The organism is Enterococcus sp. AZ079 (genome assembly GCF_050547255.1).
Lineage (GTDB): Bacteria > Bacillota > Bacilli > Lactobacillales > Enterococcaceae > Enterococcus_D > Enterococcus_D casseliflavus.
On record NZ_CP172955.1, the window covers coordinates 2,762,207 to 2,778,398 of the forward strand.

Here is a 16,192-nt window from a genome sequence, read left to right on the forward strand (position 1 = left end):
ACGTTACAGTTTATTCTACCATAGAACGACATTTTTGGAGGGAAATCATGAAACAATTACAGTTATTTTATAAAGAAGAACGACGCTTCTTTTTCAGTTTATTTCTTTTGATGCTGGTCCAATCCTTCGGCACACTCTTGTTGCCGTATTTTTTGGCAAAAATCATTGATGAAGGGATCTTGAAAGTCGACACGACAGCCATTTGGCACAATGGCTGGTGGATGTTTGCCATTGCCATCGGCACCGTGATCGTCTCTGTAGGCGGTAGTTATTTATCTGCCCACCTTTCAGGAAAATTCGGGCATTTTTTGCGGATGCGCCTTTTCAAAAAAACACAAGAACTCTCTGTATCCGCCGTTGATGGCTATGGTACGCCCACTTTGCTGGCACGTACCACCAGCGACATCAACAACATCCAACAAATTTTGATGATGGCGCTGCAAATGATTTTGCCAGCCCCAATGATCGTCGCTGCTTCAATTTTTCTAACCGGCACCGTCTCTTTACGGATGATTTGGGTCCCAATCGTAGCGATCCTATGTTTTTCAATGATCGCTTATGGAGTGATTCGCAAAGCGATCCCATTATCACAAATCACGCAAAAACTAGTCGATAACATGATGCGGATCTTACGAGAAACCTTTACTGGCGCTCGGGTGATTCGAGCATTCGACAAAGCTGCTTACGAAAAAGAACGGACAGATCAAACACTGACGGAATATGCGAAAACCATGATCCAAGTCAATCGCCTCTTTGCTGTCTTGAATCCGACCGTCAATTTAGTAATGGGACTCTCGATTTCGACTATCCTTGTCTACGGCGGCTATCAAAGTCTGCAGGGCCACCTTAGCTATTGGTAGTATTACTGCCATCATCGAATACACGATCCTGAGTCTCTGGTTTTTGACTATGGCAGCGATGGTGATCGTGATGGTGCCTAAAGGCTTGACTTCCTTGCAACGGATCACAGAAGTTTTGGAAGAACCAATTGATTTGATCGACGGTGACCAAACCTTAAACAAGACCGCCGTGTCAGAAACGATCGCAGCTTTCAATCACGTGCAGTTTACGTATGAAGGTGCCGAAGAACCTGTCTTAGAAGATATCAGCTTCGAGATCCATCGAGGCAAAACGACAGCGATCGTTGGTGGAACTGGTTCTGGCAAAAGCACCATCGCCAAAGCGCTGTTGCGTTTCAAAGATGTGACTGCTGGTTCGATCACGCTTTTTGGCCGCAACATCAAAGAGATCTCACAAGCCGAATTACGGGACCAAATTAGTTATGTCCCGCAAAAAGCGCTCTTGCTTAGCGGCACGATTCAAGAAACCTTGCGTTTCGGCAATCGTCCAGCAACCCATGAGGCGATGGCAAAAGCCGCTGAAGTTGCTCAAGCCAAGTCATTTATTGAAGGCTTGCCTGAAGGTTATGAAAGTCCAGTTGCTCAAAAAGGCAGCAATTTCTCTGGCGGTCAAAAGCAACGATTGAGTATTGCCCGAGCGCTGACAAAGCCAGCAGAAATCTACTTCTTTGACGACAGCTTTTCTGCTTTGGATTATCAAACAGACGCCAACTTGCGGCGTGCATTGAAAGAATACACGAAAGATGCCGCCGTCATTATCGTGGCTCAGCGGGTATCGACCGTCAAAAATGCCGATCAAATCATTGTCTTGGATAACGGCAAGATGGTCGGTAAAGGAACCCACGAAGAATTATTACGCAATTGCCAAACTTATCAAGAGTTTGCCTCATCTCAAGGAATGGGAGGAATGAAGGATGAGTAAACAAACAATGGATACCCCAAAAAACATGAAACATACAAGCCGACGCTTGCTGCGTTTGCTGATGGAACAAAAAGCCCGCTTTCTACTGATTATCGCTTCCGCCTTGTTCTTTTCCTTACTAATGTCCATCGCCCCTTTGATCTTGGGGCGTGGACTGGATAATCTGATTGCCTTGTTTCAACAAGAAGGCTGGCAGATCAATGATTTTTGGCAAAGTATTTTAGGTCCAGTCGTCCTTTTAGCGGGAACGTGGCTTTTGATTAGTCTCTTTTCCTTGCTGCAAGAGTATACGATGGCCAGTGTCAGTGAAACCCTGACCTTGACTTTACGCAAACAAATCAGTGACAAATTCAGTCGCCTGCCTATCAGTTTTTACGACAAACATCATACTGGCGATATTTTAAGCCGAGTGATTCTCGATTTAGATAAAGTATCCGAAGTCTTACAAGTCGGTTTGATGCAGTTGATCACCGCAACCATCAGCATTACCTTCGGCTTGATCGCTATGCTTTATCTCAGCCCATTACTGACGATCGGCGTGGTTCTGATTTTGCTTTTGAGTGCTTTTGTGACCACCGTTCTCGCACGAAAAAACTTGAGCTACTTTACCAAAAACCAAGAAACATTAGGTGCAGTTAGCAGTCGTGCGGAAGAGTTTTATACCGCAAATCCGCTGATCAAATCCTACAACCAACAAGTTGCCGTTGAAGCGGAAATGGCGGAATTGAGTGAAGCCCAATTTAAAGCCTTTCGGAAAGCACAGTTCGTCAGTGCAGCTATCAATCCATTCGTGCGCTTTATCAATCAAATCGGCTTTATCTTAAGCGCCGTCGTTGGTGGTCTAATGGTGTTGCAAGGGCAATTATCCATTGGTCTCGTACAAGCCTATCTGCAATACATCAACCAAGTGTCTGAACCGATCACGCAAGCCTCTTATATTATGAACACCTTGCAAAGTGCCTTAGCATCTCTCGAACGAATTTTTGAGATCCTTGATTATCCTGAAGAAGAAACTGCGACCCAACAACTGCCAGTTCCACAAAACATCAAAGGAAAAATCGATTTTCAACACGTCTCCTTTGGCTACAGCAAGGAAAAACTCTTGATGGAAAACGTCGAATTTTCCGTCAAACCAAAACAAACGGTCGCGATCGTCGGACCAACAGGTGCTGGAAAAACCACCATGATCTATCTTTTGATGCGCTTTTATCCATTGAATGGTGGGAAGATCTTGCTGGACGATCAAGACATGATGTCCTTTTCGGCACCGGCAGTACGGAAAAAATTCGGTATGGTGCTGCAAGATACATGGCTGTTCCAAGGAACCATTGCTGAAAATATCGCTTATGGCAATCCCGATGCCACTCGGGAAGACATCTTGGCTGCCGCGAAAGCCGCCCAATGCGACCACTTTGTGCGGACCCTGCCCAACGGTTACGATACCGTCATTGGTTCCGAAAGCGAACTGTCACAAGGACAACAACAATTATTGACGATCGCTCGGGCGATTTTAGCAGACCCAACGATCCTGATCCTTGATGAAGCCACCTCCAGTGTCGACACGCGGACGGAACAAATGATCCAAACGGCGATGGATCGTTTGACCCAAGGACGAACCAGCTTTATCATCGCCCATCGTCTTTCTACCATCAAAAACGCTGACTTGATTCTAGTGATGAAAGACGGCTCCGTCGTCGAAAAAGGCTCCCATACTCAATTGCTGGCACAAGATTCCCTTTACGCCCAACTATATAACAGCCAGTTTGCAACAGCTTGATGAAAAAGCCGAACCACCAACCTATGACTTTATAAACTGTCGAGGTTGTGGGTCGGCTTTTTTCTTTTTCCGTAAAAATCTGTGAGCACCAAGGCTAACTACTATTACCTTCAATTGCTTCTCTTTTACTCAACTTTTTTTAGTGCTGCTTGGATAAGCGGTACTTTTCCTGGTTCTTTTTTTATGATTGCCATTAATTTTCCTGAAAAAAGTTTTTTCTCTTGGCAATTATACCCGTCTAGATCTGCGGGATCGCCATTAGCAAGTCCGAGGATTGTTCCATTTTTTACCAAAACCGCTACAAGTTCGTCTGCAGTTGGCACCTCGATCCCTTCTGAATCGATTCCTTGGATCTCAAATAGAGAGTAGTCCGCTCCACAGAATCGTTCTTTAACTGTGACAGAATCAGTCGGACCGCTTGTTTTTCGAGTTGCTTCAATTGTTTGTTCCTCTTTGACACCAATGGCTTTTAAACAACCTGGTTCATAAGGAATATGCCAAGATAGGCCATCTTTATCATTTTTTTTCTTTCCAAAACTCTTCCCGTTCAGAAACAACTCAACAGTATTACAATTAGAAAAAGTCCTCACCTCCGTAACCCCTTGGTCAATTGTTAACCCTTCTTTGTTCCAGTGAGGAAACACATGAACCATTGGTGTTTCAGTCCACCTTGATTGATAATAATAAAAAGAATCCTTTTCAAATCCGACCGTATCTGTAATTCCAAATTGAGAACTGATTCCAGGCCAGTGAAACGGTGCTGGCTCACCGTAGTAATCCATAAATGTCCACAAGAAGACACCTCCCATATAGGCATGTTCTTCTAAGTAACGCAGTACTTCTTTCGGTTTAGCCGTACCACCGGTTCCTGGCTCTTCAGGCTTTCGTTTCCCAGGTAAGACCATAGAATAAAGAGAACCAAAGTTTGAAGTATGACATTTTTCGCTGTTATCTTGATAGACCCCTCTTGTCGAAAAGTAAGAAGCACTTTCCGTACTAAGATATGAAAATAGCGGATACTTTTCCTTTACAGCAACTAAACCTGTCCCATTTACAGCAGACTCAGGATAATTGACCCCGTTCACATCAAAAATACGCATATAAGAAGCATCCACCTGACCAGCAGGATTAAGTAATTCCGCTGAAACAATGAGACTTTGCGAAGTATGGGTTCGGATCACAGCTGCTAATTTTTGTGCCATTCGGTAAGCAAGCGGCGTATGACCAATCACCTCTTCATTACAAAGGGACCAAAAACAAAGAGAAGGATGATTACGTGTTTGCTTCACCATTTTTACCAGCTCATTTGTCCGCCACTCACTAGATTCCAAGATGCGGTTCTCGTTCATAACGATGATACCTAATTCATCACATAATTCAAGGAGATCTTTGGAAGCAAAGTGATGTGCACTGCGATAGGCGTTTACCCCCATTTCTTTCATTTTCAACAGCTTATACCGTAAAATATCTTTTGGTAATGCGACACCTAGACCACCAAAGTCTTGATGCTCACAGACCCCTCTTAATTCTTTACGTTCCCCATTAAGCAGAAAACCTTTCGTAGTATATGCGACTGTCCTAATACCAAAACAAAGCTGATAGTCATCGATTTGGTTCTCGCCATCAAATAGTTGAAAAGTAGCTTGGTATAGATGTGGATTCTCGAGAGACCATAGCTGAGGCGCGCAGATTTTTTGGCAATAACTCCATTCTGTTGTCGCCAAAGGATCTACGTTACACTCATGGATATTTTGTTGATCAGCCACCTGACTTTTGATCGTTATCTTTTGTTTTTTCTCAAAATGATGGTTAGCAAGACCAATGGTGATTTTAAGGAGCGCTTCCTGCTGGTTTATTTCAGTTGTTTCGATAAACGATGCTTCTGCCACAATCTGAAGCTTTGGTTTTATTTCTAAATATACATCCTTATATATACCTGCTCCCTCATACCACCAGCCTTCCGCGCCTTTCGTCGTATCCACTTTGATCAACACCACATTCACTCCCTCTGAGCCGATGCGTATCAGTTCAGAGACATCAAAAGAAAAATCAGAATATCCACTGTAATGATCACCTAGAAATACACCATTAAACCAGACAGATGCCATACGCATGACGCCCATAAAGTGGAGAGTCACTTGCTTTTCGTTCACTTCATCTAGAGTTAACGCAAAAGTCTTACGGTAATAGGCAATGCCATCTGGCTTTGATCCACTCATCAGTAAATCGGGATCATTAACATACGGAAGTTCATTTTTCCAATCATGAGGGAGATCAACAGATACCCAATCTTCGTCAAGTTCACTTTCCAAAGCAGTGTTCGCCAACATTCTCAAGCCTTTTTCACGATCACCTTGAGCAATCAGCCGTAGAAAATGTTCTCCACCAGCACCTATCAAAACAGTATCCCCCGCTTCATTTTCAAGCGGAGCTGCCAAGCCACCGATAGCTGCGGCTTTTCTGACTGTTTTCATTGGCTCTTCTATCTCACCTAAGTGAAATTGCCAGCCATCATTCAGTAATCGATTTTGTCTCATTTTTTCTCCTCCTTCTTATAAAAGTTATTTTGCTCTAGCTAAAAAGTCCCCACAAAATGGATCGATCGGGCTCTTACCTTTAAACGGTTCTTTCCCTAGCAATTTCTGGATTACAGCCTCCACTGTTTCTGGATTTCCTGTATACGCATTGATAAAAGTTGAAACATAAGGGATGTCAAATAAGTGATAGGGATTGGCAGTAGAAACAAAAATGGTAGGGAGATCCTTTTCATACCAGGGAGCATTTGCGGCCATCAAATGATTCCAATCCAAACGAACTGTTGTCTGATTGCTGGCGGTCTCAACATTAGCAACATACAATGCCAAATCAAATTTATTTCCAAGATCCTCAACCCCTGCCTCGAAAACCTCTTGGAAATCCAATTGTTGATTATCGAAAAGGTTGACTTCAAATCCAGCAGCTTCTAATCCAGCTTTAAAAAGCGGACCCACTCGTCCTCCCTCTTTAAATCCACCGTCGTCAGAATCACCCAAAATAACGAGACGGATTCGAGGGTATCGTTGTGGGGTGAGTGGTAAGTGTTTTTCTCTGTCTTTGACCAATGTAATCGACTCATCAGCAATTTTTTTCGTTACCCACTGATATTCAGTACGATCGATGACACTTTTAGGAGTACTATTGACTGTCTCTTCCCTTACTTCAGTAAATAAACCATGGTACATCTTGACTGCTAAAATTCGTGCGACTGCTTCATCCAAACGTTCCATACGAATGCTTCCCTCTTTTACAGCAGATGCGATCACTTCATAATCTTCATCAATATTTTTATTAAAAAGCAACATATCGATTCCTGCATTGATTGAAGCAACGAGTCGCTCTCTATGAGGCATGATCGTCGTGTAACCGACCATTGGTGTTGCATCAGTGATAGCCAAACCATTGAAGCCCAGTGTATCTCTTAGTAACCCGTTAACTAGAAGTTTCGAGCAAGAAGCAGGCATCAATTCGGTTTCTCTGATAGTTGGTGAAAGTTTTCGCTCCCACGCAGGCTGATAAATGTGTCCCACCATGATACAGCTGACGTTTTTTTCAATAAACTGGCGATAAATAGTCCCATACGATTCCATCCACTCATTCGCGGAGAGTGAATTGATCGAACTCAGTAAATGTTGATCCCTTTCATCAACACCGTCCCCAGGAAAATGCTTGATCACTGGAATGATGTTACTCTCAGAAAAACCGTCTATCTGCGCTTGAGCCATGCGAATAATTCGTTTTTGATCACTTCCAAATGTGCGAGTATTCGTGATTGGGTTCTTGAAGTTATAATCAATATCGACAATCGGTGAAAAAGCCATATTAATACCAATTCGAGCCGCTTCCAGCCCAGCAATTTTTCCTAAGTAATAGGCATTTTCGGTGCAATCTGTAGCGGCGATCTGCATAGGATTACCGACCCATGTCCCTTCCGTAAGAATACCATTCCCACCTGACTCTAAATTTGCTGAAAGAAATAACGGTATTGTGCTAGCATCTTGGACTGCTCTTAGCTGATCCTTCAATTTTTCAGCATTGTCGGGGCGATACATCATTCCACCCGGTTGGTATTTCTTAATAAAAGCCGTCAATTCCTTTACAGAACCTGATTGTCCAATCACGAAAAAAAGCTGACCAATTTTTTCCATAACTGACATGTTTTCTACGATCTTCTGAATTTGTTTTTTCCTTGTCTCTGTAAATTTGAAAAGTGTTTCTCTTGTCTCTCTCACTGAGTTGTCCTCCAATCGATAGTTTCACAGACGACGAGCGCAAGAATCACTTCACTCTTGCGCTCGTTTGTTGTTATTATGGTTAACTGTAAATCCTGTGCGAGTTTCTTATCCAGCTTGTTCTTGTGCTAAACGTTCTTCTTGAACTGCTTGATTATCTAAGGTTTTAAAGAACGGGTAATAGATAGCCATAGAAATAGCAACTGCAAATAGTTGATAGATACCAAAAGAGAGACTCCCTTGAACGATGCCGTGGATCAGCGGAGGTAACGAGCCCGCCCCTAGGATGCCAATCGGTGCGGTAATGATTCCCATAGAAATCAATGCGTACCCAAGAGAAGTGATCACTAATGGCGTCAATAAGAACGGAATCAAAAGCATCACATTCAACATTACCGGCATTCCAAAGACAACTGGTTCATTTACACCAAAAAGACCGCTTGGAAATACGATTTTTGAAAATGATTTGTAGCGCTTACTCTTGGAAAATAAAAACATGTCAGTCACTAAACCAATCGTTGCACCGCTCCCCCCTAAACATGCCAAATCGTATAACCCAAAATTAATGGCATGAGGGACTGCTTCTCCCGCCGCCACAGCAGCACTATTGTCTGCAAGATAACCCAAGAAAATCGGCATGAGAATCGGCAATACGGTCATTGAACCATGAATCCCGAAAAACCATAAGAGATTCGAGATCAAAATAAGAATCAAAAAGGCAGTTAAGGAACCCGTCAATCGCTGCAATGGTTCTTGAAGCAATGTATAAACAAAATCTGTCGCTGAATTATAACTAGTTACGCTAAAACCAAATTTAACAATTCCAAAAAGTGACGCAATCACAACTGCTGGAATTAAAGAAGTAAATGACTTGGTCACCATTTCTGGCACCCCATCGGGCATTTTGATCGTAATATTTTTTTCCACAAACAATTTCATCAGTTGAATCGTGATCAGTGAAACGAAAATTGCCACGAAGACCCCGCGCGCGCCTAAATAATTGGTACTTAAAAATGAAGCTCTTGCTTCGGGATTTTCAGTGAGTGGCGTTAATAACAGGAAACATACCAATGAGATGAACCCCGTCCCCAAGGCTTGTTCTTTGATCCCGAATATTCCTGCTCCACAGTAGGCAATACTAAATGCCATATACAAACCTAATAAATCAATTGTGTAAGCTGGAATATAATTCATTACTGTCCCAATGTTGGTCACTGATAGAAAGTTTTGATACGGTTCCCAGCTTAAACTAGAAATAACTGTAAAGATGGCACCTAACATAATAACGCCTAGTAATGACATCGAACCTGTACTCACACTTTTTAAATAGCGATTCGAAGAAATTTTATTCGCAACGGGAATAAATCTTTTTTCCATAAAGTGGATAAATGCATTCATTTTTCTTACCCCTTTTTAGTGTTTTTTATTTTATTTTGGTACCAATAGTAACTGTCTTTGGGAATTCGTCGACATTCTTTTGGATCTTCATCTGTGCGATCAACAAAAATCAAACCATATCGCTTTTTAAACCCTTGGTGTGAACTAACCAGATCAAGTAGTGACCAAGGACTATAACCCAATAAAGGATATCCTTCCTCCATAAAACGCTCACATTGCTTAATATGCTGTTCTAAGTAATCAATACGATAGACATCGTGAATTTGCCCATCTTCAATACGATCAGAATACGCTAAACCGTTTTCAGTCACCATCATTGGTAAATGGTATTTTTCATAAATCGACCGCATACCTATATATAATCCTTCAGGGTCAATACCAAATTCCATCCATTTCGTCTTCGTTAAATAAGGATTGTTCCCTAAGGTAAATCGCTCATTTCGATAAAATGGTGGTAGTTTGCTTGTATCTTCTCCCGGTTCAACGGCACGTATACAGGTACTACAGTAATAGTTTATCCCTATAAGATCTGGTTTATTCTTCTTCAAAATTTCTTGATCAGCTGGTTCCGTTTCTGGATACCAACCTTTCTCATTCAAATAATTGCAGTAGCTTTTCGGGTACTCGCCGAATACTGACATGTCGAGAAAACAATTTTGTAAAAAGTCTTCGGCGTTCTTAGCTGCTAAGATGTTCCTTGGCGAAGGTGTTTCAGGATAAACAACTTGCATAGAGCACACCGGTCCAATTTTCCCATCTCTTACGATTTTTCGAAAAACTTGAATTGTCTTTTTCTCAGCTAGCGACATATTGTAACTCATTTGATACATCTGCTTCATTTTTTCATCTGCATCCGTTTCGTGATTGCCATTTAAATCAGAAGCTGCTGTGACGATCAATTGCTCGTTGATCGTTCCCCACAACTTGACTCGATCACCGAAATGCTGAAAGCAAACTTTTGCATAAGCAACAAAGTAATCAATACATTTTCTTGATTTCCATCCGCCAAATTTGGTTACCAATGCTTGCGGCATTTCAAAATGATAGAGGGTAGGAAAAGGTGTGATTCCTTTTTCAAGACACCCATCAATCAAACGATTATAAAAATCGATGCCTTCTTGATTCGGCTGATCACCATCACCCATGACACGTGTCCAATTGAACGAAAAACGATAGAGATCGATCCCTAAGTCTGCCATTAATTCAATGTCTTCGCTTAGATGATGATAGTGATCGGACGCGATCTTCGAATCTGCAATTCCCTCCGGTACGTGACGCACATCTGTTGTTGCAATCCCTTTTCCACCTTCACCAAAGCCTCCTTCTACTTGAAATGCTGAGGTTGATGCCCCCCAATAAAAATCTTTTTTAACCATTGTTCCTTCCACCTTTCCCTTATAAGAAAACGATACCATTCAGAATTAATTCTAACGACAACAAAACAAGACCTCTGGTTTCAAATCCAAAGGTCTTGTTTCAAAATATGAAACTATTGAGGCAAATAGAACTTTTTCATATACATATAAATCAGTAACTCCATCGTGTATAGAATAGCAATCCGTCCTTCGGTGTTTTCGTTGATCTCTCCACAGAGGATAATTTGGTCTGCACTTCGCTCAATGATTGGAGAATGCTTAAACGTAAAGACGATAATTTTGATTCCCTTTTTCTTCAATGCTGCAATCACTTTTTCACTAAAGTAAAAGAAACCACCCTCCATCGAAAAAATCAAAACCAAGCTATCTGGCGAGCTTTCTTCCACAATTTTTAATTGCTCTTCCACTGTAAAACCAATCCGAATAATTTTATCCATGCTTGCTAATTTGCTTTGCAAATGCTGTCCCATAAAAGCAGCAAATTCTAAGCCAAACACAGCAACGTTTTCTGTTTCATAGATCGCAGAGACCACTGTTTCAAGTTCTGAAATCGAGAGATGTTCTTTGGCGTACCTCAAATTGATCAAAAGATTTGAGGTGAATTCGTCCAGAAATTTCTCCCTTTGTTCCACGGGCTGGATCACTTTTTTGGAATAATCGCTGACGATATCGATCTCTTTTTCAACCGCTTGTTTGAATTCCGTATAAGATGAAAAAGCCAAAATTCGAATGAATCGCGAAATCGCTGCAGTCGACACAAAGCATTCTTCTGCGAGTTCATAAATGGTCATCTTAGGGATTTTCGAAAAACTTCTTAGAATCGCCTGTGCAATAAAGTAATTATTGTCTTGTTTTTTCTGATTATTTAAATAGCGCAACAAAAGACTTCTGACTGAGGTTCCTTTATTTTCCATTCGTGCTACCTCCTAAATACGCTTTCACCTAAATATACAATGAAAGCTAGGGAAAGCAAAGTTGAATTGGTGAAATTCTCCTTATACTCTGCGCCCATTTCGATAATTTAAATCTAAAAACCTTTCCCTTGCCTTGCCCGTATCCATATTCCATAATCAGACGTGAGCGATGATCCATCAAACAGACCGTATGGGAGTGTTACGAATGAAAAATTTTCAGATGACGTTTATTACTTCTACGACCACCAATCGTTGGTTGAAACTATTGAATCTTTTGGAACGGCATAAGACCCTTTCGAATCGTGAGTTGTCAAAAGCTGTCCAGAGTTCGCGGCGCACGATCATTTATGATATGGAGGGGCTACGGAACTACTTTGGAAGTACGCTAATGATCGAATCCACGTCGAATGGCTATTCTCTTCATGAATTACTACCGAAAGAATATCTGGAACGAAAACGAGCGCTCCTTCAGAATGAACCGTTATTCGTTATTCTTGAGCATCTGTTTAAGGGAGAATATCGGACAGTTTCCGAATGGGCAGACTATTTTTATCTTTCTGAGAGTTCCCTTTTACGCTATTTGACACTTTTTGAAAAAGCCCTGAAGCCCTTTCAGTTATCTGTTGATCATAAGAATTTCCGTCTGATCGGATCAGAAGCGGATATTCGCAAATTTTTCCATGCCTTTTATTATGAGTCGGATGCTACGCCTCATACGGTACGTCCAACCATTGCTGTGCAAAATATCGTCTTAGATTTTTTTCGCAATATACGCGGCAAAACCAATAATACAGCTTCATTTTGGTATATCAGTTATTGGTTGTATATTATCCTTGAGCGTCATCAAGCAGGAGAAACTGTCGTTGTCTCCGAACAATTAAAAAAGATCGTCTTGGCAGATGAACTCTTCCAAGAAATCCAGCCCCTCAATCAATCTTTGCTTCTCTTCACTAGGAAACATTTGTTCCTCTAAGTTACTTCTTGTTGATGCAATTGTTTGCTGTGCTACACCTTCTTGTAGTTGCTCAAAAGTATCCCCTACAAAAAGATCATAGACACTTTGCCCGAATTGGCGATCATCTTCATAATAGCGATCTTCCATCAAGACGCCGGTAGCTGCCGCATGGATCGGATTACCTGATGGATTAAGTTCTCTGATCGTATAAGTATCACCACGTCTCGGTCTCAATTGGTCATTTAAATTTACTTGCCAAATCATATGGGAGCCTGTCGCAGCATTTTTAAATGTCTGAGCCGACTGTCCATTGCTAAATGTAACCCTCGCGCCATAATTTATGAAATGCTTACTGATATCATGATTGAATACAGGTAACCCATTCGCATCTTCCTCTATCCATACATTAAAAATATAAGCACTACTTCCAGTTGTATTGAGTGTTTCTCTTTTGTTAAGACCCTTCAAAGAATAGATGGGGCTTCCTTGAGTATTCATCTGTAGTACTTGTTCAGATAATGCGTTTGTGTCCGTCATATCCCTAGCTTCTGACTTTTGGGTATCATCTGGTGCTAAATGTTGTTCTTGTGGATCGACTGGTTCATTTTCAGCTTGTTTTGCTGCCTCTGGCTGCTTCTCTTCTAACCCATCCACTAGTTTTTCTATGTTATAATTTTCTTCCAAATCCTCGTGCTCTTGTGCCATCGCTACCACTAGTAATGATGATAAAGTCATTTGGCAAACGAGTAATAAACCTGTTGCTTTCAATTTAAAATTGTTTTTCATTTTATTTTCCCTTCCAACTCAACCTATATATCTTTCTATCGTTGTATTTCTTCATGTTCTCCGGTTAATGATGCTTGTACGAATTCATCCTTCCTCATCAGGTAGTTTGTCATAGAATGACTTCGCATTTTCTTCTGAGCCAATCACCGCTGCTAGAATGGAGAACATTGTCCGATGACTGATCATTAACAAACCTGTGACTTCATCACTAAATTAGTTATTCATAAGTCACCCCTGCTTCTCTATTCTTTCGTACGTTAAAGATTCATTTCACTTTTATCACGCGTCCTTTCTTACTCCCTTAAAAAAAATCTGTCTTAGACCTTATTGGAACAACCTATTCGATAGAAACTCACTAAATATCATAGATGAGCTCTAAAAAAAGATGTTTTTTTGACGAAATTTTATTGTTTTAATCGAGGTTAAATTTAACACGGTTGCTCATCGAGCAATAAATCAAGATTTGCAAACCTGTGTGAATAAATTGATTTTCATTTTCTTTTCAAATAAGGCATTTTGAAAGTTTGTGCAAAAAAAAAGCGTTATAAAAAAAGACGATTCCTTATGATTTAAAAAGGATCGTCCATTTTTGTTATTACCTGTAACCACTTGACTCAATACGATGGATACATTGTTTTTGCCTACTCATTCTTAGCATTGTCTGAAACATTTTTATCAACAGTTATCTTCAACAGAATGCTTCTTTTCTATAAAAAATGTCAGAAAAAAGCAAAATAAAAGAAATTATATGTAATTTTACACATCTTCTAAAAAAATTCATTTTTCTTTGGTATACTAAACGTAGATCTGCATATCATTAGATTTACGTTGCCCGTTAGTGAAGTTTCAGGCAACGTTTCTTTATGGGGGATAGATAAAAAATGGAAGAGAAAAAGATTTTTGAGAAGCGCTGGTTATTAGCTACCAGTGAACAACGAGAGAAATACCAAGCCTTGATTGCCTCTTACCCTTCAATCGAATTGACATTCAAAGAAAAAAGCTACCTTTTATGGCTGTGTCAGTTAGACAGTGATACGTTCAAAACCTTTGAAGCGATTTTTGATAAACTAGTAAATGCCAACTAATTATTTTCGCGTAGGCTGTTCTTTCACCAAAATAACCCAATCTTTTGGTATTCAGGAATAGTGGGCATATTTTCAGATAACTCCCTTTTTTATTAGACAAACGAATAAAAGCCGCACCCGTCGATCGTAACGGTTGCGGCTTTTCTCTTTGATCTATCCACCCATGTCCTCGTCATGCTGTGTTGCAACACGTGGATTAGGCTGTGGGAACGCTTAACGCTTGCCCTAACTGAGGATCGATTTTTTCAATCACTCTTAGCCAATCTTGATGATCGGGGATTGCTTTGAGTAAAAGAGAATCAGTCGATAAGATGAACTCTGATAAATATTCACTATAATTCGTGACCACAAGATCAATGGCGTTTTCCTTCAAATAATCGCTCGTCAATTCATTGATTTTTGGAAAAAATACCCGATGATCATTGCCGACATAACGCAAGAAGCGCGCACGAATCGTGTGACAGGCATAGAGATCACCTTCTATTATCAACGCGATCCGTTTGACTTTTTGAGCATAAAGCTCCCTGATTGCTTCACTGTAAAGGGTCAGTGCCGCACAAACATCTGACAGATACTCCTGTTTGACCCCTAGAATCGCTTGGTGCTGCTTCATAAATGCCAGATTTTTTTGATAAGCAGCAGAACCATGCTTTTGCGCTTCAGTTTTTACTTCTGTTAGCAAGTGATTTAAAACGGGCGCCAGCTGCTCATTGATTTTCTTTGACAGGAAAAAGGCGTGGATCATCGTCTGGACCTGTTGAGGCTCTTGAAAGGAAATGCCCCATTCTTGCACGAAGCGCTGACTCAGTTCTTCGAGTTCAGGATACAGCCCAAACGCTGCAACGAATTGCTGCTCTTTTTCAGGCTCGGTCAAAGTTCGTTTCATCACGGTCACTAAATAAAGCCACATCATTTCTTGTTGCGGTAGTCTTACTCGGTATAGCGCTTCGATTTTAGGCGCTAAGTTCTTCATTATCGCAAACGCCTCATGCGTTTCGACGATTGCTGCCAACGATCGAGGAATCTGAACAGTCTTTCCCAGTTGATAGCGCTTGATCGTAATATACAAACTATAATAAAAATCACTCGGAGAAACGCCTGTATTCACCAGCGCTGTGGGAATTTTTGAGAAGGCATCACTGACTAACGCGATCAGTTCTTTGGGGGGCAAGAGCGTATGCGGCGTGACATCTGATTCATAATAAAAATCTTTAAAAAACTTGCGAATATTGGCTTCTGATCCACTCAAATTCACCGGTTGCAAGATCCACTCTAAATGATACTTTCGTAACGTCGCAGAAGCGGTATTCAAATAACGACGCATCGTACTTTCTGATACATATAAGCGCTGCGCCCACTCTTCAACCGAACAGAATTCCCCGTGGAAAATGGCTTCCACGATTTGATACATGCCTTCTTCTGCAACAAGCTCCTTTTTTTGAGACAAGTATCTTTTCGGATCAGTTTCCCTAAAATGATAGCCATTGGCTTCAAGAGTAAATTCCGCTGCCTCCTGCAGATAGGTTTTCAATTCCTTGATGTCAGAGCTGATCGTCCGTTGGGTCACATCAAGCTTGTTGGCTAAACTTGCGATGGAACAAGTCCGTTCTCGCTCAAAGGTATTTAACATTTGAAGCCATCGAACGGTCGTTTTGTTTAGTATAAAATTTAACTGCAATTCTCTCATTTTTGCCCTCCGTGTTTCTCCTTCACCGACTGGTTTCTTTTCTATAGTACAATATTTGCGTCTATAAAAAACCTTCCTATTTCCCAAATTTACTTAAGTTGGTGTTAGAATATGTACTTAAGTGAACAAACAAGGTATTCTCTATGTAGACTCTTTTTGTGCAA

Annotated in this window: 10 protein-coding genes and 1 pseudogene; 4 read left to right on the forward strand and 7 right to left on the reverse strand. The window is 41.0% G+C overall.

Annotation, left to right across the window (positions count from 1 at the left end; translation table 11 throughout):
• The first annotated feature begins 47 nt into the window (after positions 1-47).
• Positions 48-1,782: pseudogene (locus tag IGJ15_RS13175) on the forward strand (ABC transporter ATP-binding protein).
• A complete protein-coding gene (locus IGJ15_RS13180; RefSeq protein WP_010748828.1) occupies positions 1,775-3,559 on the forward strand; it encodes an ABC transporter ATP-binding protein in 1,785 nt (594 codons plus the stop codon). Before IGJ15_RS13175 ends, IGJ15_RS13180 begins: the two are co-directional and overlap by 8 nt.
• Positions 3,560-3,684: 125 nt before the next feature.
• On the opposite strand, the gene IGJ15_RS13185 is transcribed toward IGJ15_RS13180, so the two are convergent.
• From IGJ15_RS13185 to IGJ15_RS13205, 5 genes are all read right to left on the reverse strand, one after another.
• On the reverse strand, positions 3,685-6,096 hold the full coding sequence (locus IGJ15_RS13185; RefSeq protein WP_010748827.1) for a glycoside hydrolase family 2 TIM barrel-domain containing protein: 2,412 nt from the start codon (positions 6,094-6,096) through the stop codon (positions 3,685-3,687).
• 24 nt (positions 6,097-6,120) lie between these two features.
• Entirely contained in the window at positions 6,121-7,827 is a 1,707-nt protein-coding gene (locus IGJ15_RS13190; RefSeq protein WP_010748826.1) for a glycoside hydrolase family 3 protein, read from the reverse strand.
• 108 nt (positions 7,828-7,935) lie between these two features.
• Positions 7,936-9,225, reverse strand: coding sequence for a PTS sugar transporter subunit IIC (locus IGJ15_RS13195; protein ID WP_008378054.1), 1,290 nt, complete (start codon positions 9,223-9,225; stop codon positions 7,936-7,938).
• A gap of 5 nt (positions 9,226-9,230) precedes the next feature.
• On the reverse strand, positions 9,231-10,601 hold the full coding sequence (locus tag IGJ15_RS13200; RefSeq protein WP_008378052.1) for a glycoside hydrolase family 1 protein: 1,371 nt from the start codon (positions 10,599-10,601) through the stop codon (positions 9,231-9,233).
• A gap of 113 nt (positions 10,602-10,714) precedes the next feature.
• The gene (locus IGJ15_RS13205) at positions 10,715-11,515 is read right to left on the reverse strand and encodes a MurR/RpiR family transcriptional regulator (RefSeq protein WP_010748825.1); all 801 of its coding nucleotides are present in this window, start codon (positions 11,513-11,515) and stop codon (positions 10,715-10,717) included.
• 205 nt (positions 11,516-11,720) lie between these two features.
• Here IGJ15_RS13205 and IGJ15_RS13210 point away from each other — a divergent pair, with 205 nt between their 5' ends.
• Complete coding sequence (locus IGJ15_RS13210; RefSeq protein WP_010748824.1) at positions 11,721-12,488, forward strand: helix-turn-helix domain-containing protein; 768 nt, start codon at positions 11,721-11,723, stop codon at positions 12,486-12,488.
• On the opposite strand, the gene IGJ15_RS13215 is transcribed toward IGJ15_RS13210, so the two are convergent.
• On the reverse strand, positions 12,393-13,256 hold the full coding sequence (locus IGJ15_RS13215; RefSeq protein ID WP_430599149.1) for a hypothetical protein: 864 nt from the start codon (positions 13,254-13,256) through the stop codon (positions 12,393-12,395). The genes IGJ15_RS13210 and IGJ15_RS13215 overlap by 96 nt on opposite strands.
• Before the next feature lie 881 nt (positions 13,257-14,137).
• On the opposite strand from IGJ15_RS13215, the gene IGJ15_RS13220 reads away from it, so the two are divergent.
• Positions 14,138-14,341, forward strand: a complete 204-nt coding sequence (locus tag IGJ15_RS13220; protein ID WP_010748821.1) for a hypothetical protein — start codon at positions 14,138-14,140, stop codon at positions 14,339-14,341.
• A gap of 196 nt (positions 14,342-14,537) precedes the next feature.
• Here IGJ15_RS13220 and IGJ15_RS13225 read toward each other — a convergent pair whose 3' ends face one another.
• Positions 14,538-16,028, reverse strand: coding sequence for a helix-turn-helix domain-containing protein (locus IGJ15_RS13225; protein ID WP_231473577.1), 1,491 nt, complete (start codon positions 16,026-16,028; stop codon positions 14,538-14,540).
• Positions 16,029-16,192 lie beyond the last annotated feature (164 nt).